General features: G+C 40.5%; 1 pseudogene. It reads right to left on the bottom strand.

From position 1 onward, the window contains the following. A pseudogene (locus FC82_RS15045) lies at nt 1-284 on the bottom strand (hypothetical protein); the annotation flags it as partial.

The following is a 284-nucleotide window of genomic DNA, read 5'->3' as shown; positions in this document are numbered from 1 at the left end:
TCCTTTAAACCTTGCGCCTGTTTTTGCCGTTCGTAATCTTCATCACGGGCATATAGAACAGTCATGATCGCGTTACTAAAGGCCGTCTTTAAGTAATAGTCTGGACTAACTGGCTTATAATTTAGCGGTTGATAATGCCCCATATTTGCTTTTCTGTACTGATTGTCCTTGGCTCGTTGCTCTTTTGACTGCTTTTGGATTTTCTCGATTTGACTGTTCTTAATCGTTGGATCGGCTTTGCATTCGCCAAAAAAGAGTTGTTTAGTGCCATCATGCTTTAAAAC

Source organism: Secundilactobacillus collinoides DSM 20515 = JCM 1123 (genome assembly GCF_001435975.1).
In the GTDB taxonomy this organism is placed as follows: domain Bacteria; phylum Bacillota; class Bacilli; order Lactobacillales; family Lactobacillaceae; genus Secundilactobacillus; species Secundilactobacillus collinoides.
This window is presented reverse-complemented; position numbering and strand designations above follow the sequence as displayed.